The following is a 3,363-nucleotide window of genomic DNA, read 5'->3' on the forward strand; positions in this document are numbered from 1 at the left end:
AACAACAGCAACAGAATGGAAATGCTACCCGAATTTACAAGAAACAGTATTCCGTACAGATGGTACACTTTGGATAGAAAGATCTGGTGTGCCAGGTGACGAAGTGCTTATTTATGTTGGTCGTTGGATGGGCACAGAACCTCAGCCTTTATTCAAGGATGTTCCTCTGAATCTGTATTGTGCAGAGCCTGTAGAATGGGCTGTGGATAATAATATCACCAGCGGTACCAGTGCCACAACATTTTCTCCCGACCAGAACTGCTCTCAGGCACATATCCTGACATTCCTCTGGAAAGCAGCAGGAAAACCTGCGGTAAGTACGAACAATCCTTTTACAAATAAAGCGGTTTCTGCAGGACAGTATTATTATAATGCATTCCTTTGGGCGTATGCAGAAGGCCTGATCGATAACGTGCATATCGATCCCAATGCAGGCTGCAGCCGCAGTGATGTGGTTTCCTATCTCTGGAAACTGGAAGGTATGCCTGATGTGGCAGACGGCAACAGATTCAGCGATGTTTCTTTCGATGCGGCATATAAGGATGCAGTAGCATGGGCCGTACAGCATGGCGTGACCAGCGGTACCAGCAGTACGACATTCAGCCCGGATCAGATCTGCACCAGAGGACAGATCGTCACGTTCCTGTATCGTTATTTCAAATAAAAAGAAACAAAACCCTGTACTTCGGTCTGAAGTACAGGGTTTGCTTATTTTTTCTCTTTTTTTCTGACTGCGGGGGTCGCATCAAAAGTGTGGTTTCTGCCCAGCATATAGGCCATTTTGACCAGAGCTTTTTCTTCTTCCGTCAGTTCCCGTTCCATACGTTCTTCTACATACATCAGCAGGCTTTTTACGTTAGTACGCAGTTTTTTCGGTTTCTTTGCCAGCATGGTCAGTGGGTTGAAGGTTTCTGCCTTGATCTCTGCAGGATGAGTGATCGTAAAGATCTTTGCGGTATAAACGGCATCGTTCAGGGCGTTGTGGAAGGTTTCGTCTTCGGGGATGCCCAGTGCTTCTACAGCATTTTTCAGGCCGATGGCTTTTCCTGCTTCGTGATTCAGATATTCTGCCGCAAAGGGCTGCACATTCAGATACTGGTTTGTCAGTGCTTCTGCATTCAGATCATAAAACAGGATATTGCGGAACAGAGATTTGATATCGTCGCCGCCCCATGTGCAGAGGATGGCAGGTTCTTCGCCGATGAAGGCCAGAAAACGCTGATAGGCATCCTTGAAATCGGGTTTATCTGCCAGCATATCGCCGCGGATCCCAGTGATCTTTTCTACAAAGGGATGCAGACGGGGATAGATCTGGGGGCAGATCATGGCATCAAAGGTATCCACCTGTTCAAAATTTTCGTTTAATTTTACGGCACCGATCTGAATGATCTCAAAGGGACATTCCGGGTTCGGCTCTACTTTCTTGCCGCTTTTGAATGGGAAGGATTGGTTGAATTCCAGATCCAGCACGATATAATTCATATTAAAAACTCCTTTTGGGAATAGGTATTCTGCTTATTTTTTCCATGATAGTTTAACATGAAAAAGAAGTCTTGTCCATGGCTCGGTATGATGCTAGAATGAAAAGGAAAAGAAAAAGTCGTGAAACAGGAGGCGGATAACAATGAAACTGACATTCACAGAAGAACAGATCAAAAGCGAACTGAACAAATTCTATCTGGAGGAAGATGACCTCATGATGGAAGGGGAATATATCACCGGTGAAGGCAAAAACTATGTCATCAGCGGTGTTGCCACTATTGAGGGCGAACGTTACCATGAATTTGAAATCGAATTTGAACTCTTGGAAGAACCTGCAGAGGAAACCATTGAAGCCATTATGGCGGCAGAATGGGACTGGTACGATTTCCTTTGCTGATATTCTTTATAGGAAGAAAGGGTGAATGAATATGGACAATTTCCGTTATTTCATGCCTGCAGACTGCTATTTTGGCAGAGGCTGTGTATCTGAACATAAAAATGCCATGGCGAAGCTGGGGAAGAAAGCGATGGTAGTGACCGGCAGAACATCTGCCAAGAAAAATGGTGCCCAGAAAGATATTACCGATGCGCTGGATGTATTAAACATCAAATGGGTGCTGTTTGATGAGATCGGTGAAAATCCCGATGTAGAAACGGTAGAAAGAGCGGCAAAGATTGCGGTATCCGAAGGAGTGGAATTTTTCATTGGCATCGGCGGCGGTTCTCCCATGGATGCGTCAAAGGCCATTGCTGTTATGGCGGCGGCGCCAGAAAAAGGGACAGATACCCTGTGGGACGGGAGTGCAAAAGCACTGCCTGTGGTAGCTGTACCTACGACTGCGGGAACAGGCTCTGAGGTGACCCAGTATGCCATTCTGACCCTTCATGCAAAAAAGACAAAATCCAGTATCGCAGCTCATATTTTTGCTGATGTATCCTATCTGGATCCCAAATATATGGATACTCTGCCTGCGAAAACAACCAATAATACAGCGGTGGATGCATTGACTCATCTGATCGAAAGTTATCTTTCCGTAAAGGCCAACTATGTCAGCAGAAAGATGGTGGAAATGGGGCTGTCTATTTTTAAGGACTGCATTCCCGATCTGAAAGCCAGAAATTATCCTGCAGAAACCCGTGATAAACTGATGCTGATGTCTGCATTGGGCGGCGCTGCCATTGCCCAGACCATGACTTCGCTGCCTCACGGCATGGGCTATTTCCTGACTTATGAAAAGGGGCTGCCCCATGGCATGGCAACTGGCGTTCTGACACAGGCCTATGTGGAACAGTTCCCCGCAGGAGACGAGCATGTGGCGAAGCTCTTGGAATGTCTTGGGTTTGCAGATACAAAAGAATTGGGGGTATTTCTGGATGAAGTATTGGATCATGAAGCCGCTTACACGGAGGATGACCTCAATTATTATACAGACCGTTTTATGGAACAGACAGGAAAGATAGCTACATTCCCTTATCCTTTAACAAGGGATGATATTTATCGTATGTATCAGAAATCTCTGATGAAATAAAAAGAAATAAGAACTTTTTTTCTCCTTTTTCATAGTTTAGTGGAAAAGGAGATTTTTTATGCCAAGAGTATATTTGAGTCCATCCCTGCAGGAATTCAATCCCTTTGTGAACGGCGGCACGGAAGAGGGGGTCATGAACCTGATCGCCGATGCCATGGAACCTTATCTGAATGCCAGCGGTATTGAAATTGTTCGAAACAGTCCGGAAATGACTCTGGGGGAAGCCATTGCACAGTCTAATAACAGCAATATCGATTTCCATCTGGCGATCCATTCCAACGCTGCGCCGGAATCTATAGCCGGCACCAGACAGGGGCCTGTGGTCTATTATTTCAGCAGCAGTCAGCCGGGG

General features: G+C 45.8%; 4 protein-coding genes and 1 pseudogene. 4 read left to right on the forward strand and 1 reads right to left on the reverse strand.

What is annotated here, in order from left to right:
• On the forward strand, positions 1 to 664 hold a 664-nt coding region (locus tag ACJMLT_RS04235), incomplete at its 5' end, for an S-layer homology domain-containing protein (protein ID WP_405727066.1).
• A 44-nt stretch (positions 665 to 708) separates the two neighbouring features.
• Here ACJMLT_RS04235 and ACJMLT_RS04240 read toward each other — a convergent pair.
• Positions 709 to 1,482 (reverse strand): exonuclease domain-containing protein, encoded by a 774-nt coding sequence (locus tag ACJMLT_RS04240; RefSeq protein WP_405727069.1) that lies wholly within the window; start codon positions 1,480 to 1,482, stop codon positions 709 to 711.
• 142 nt (positions 1,483 to 1,624) lie between these two features.
• Between ACJMLT_RS04240 and ACJMLT_RS04245 the strand changes: the two genes are divergently transcribed.
• From ACJMLT_RS04245 to ACJMLT_RS04255, 3 genes and pseudogenes are all read left to right on the forward strand, one after another.
• Complete coding sequence (locus ACJMLT_RS04245; protein ID WP_405727072.1) at positions 1,625 to 1,879, forward strand: hypothetical protein; 255 nt, start codon at positions 1,625 to 1,627, stop codon at positions 1,877 to 1,879.
• A gap of 25 nt (positions 1,880 to 1,904) precedes the next feature.
• Positions 1,905 to 3,011: an iron-containing alcohol dehydrogenase family protein gene (locus ACJMLT_RS04250; protein ID WP_405727075.1), complete on the forward strand. Its 1,107-nt coding sequence runs from the start codon at positions 1,905 to 1,907 to the stop codon at positions 3,009 to 3,011.
• A 58-nt stretch (positions 3,012 to 3,069) separates the two neighbouring features.
• Positions 3,070 to 3,363 (forward strand): annotated as a pseudogene (locus ACJMLT_RS04255) (peptidoglycan hydrolase); the annotation flags it as partial.

This window comes from Anaerotignum sp. (assembly GCF_045122575.1).
Lineage (GTDB): Bacteria > Bacillota > Clostridia > Lachnospirales > Anaerotignaceae > Anaerotignum_A.

Excerpts from the sequence above, each read along its gene's own strand:
- ACJMLT_RS04240 (WP_405727069.1), bottom strand. The coding sequence starts at position 1,482 with ATGAATTATATCGTGCTGGATCTGGAATTCAACCAATCCTTCCCATTC.
- ACJMLT_RS04245 (WP_405727072.1), top strand. The coding sequence starts at position 1,625 with ATGAAACTGACATTCACAGAAGAACAGATCAAAAGCGAACTGAACAAA.
- ACJMLT_RS04250 (WP_405727075.1), top strand. The coding sequence starts at position 1,905 with ATGAATATGGACAATTTCCGTTATTTCATGCCTGCAGACTGCTATTTT.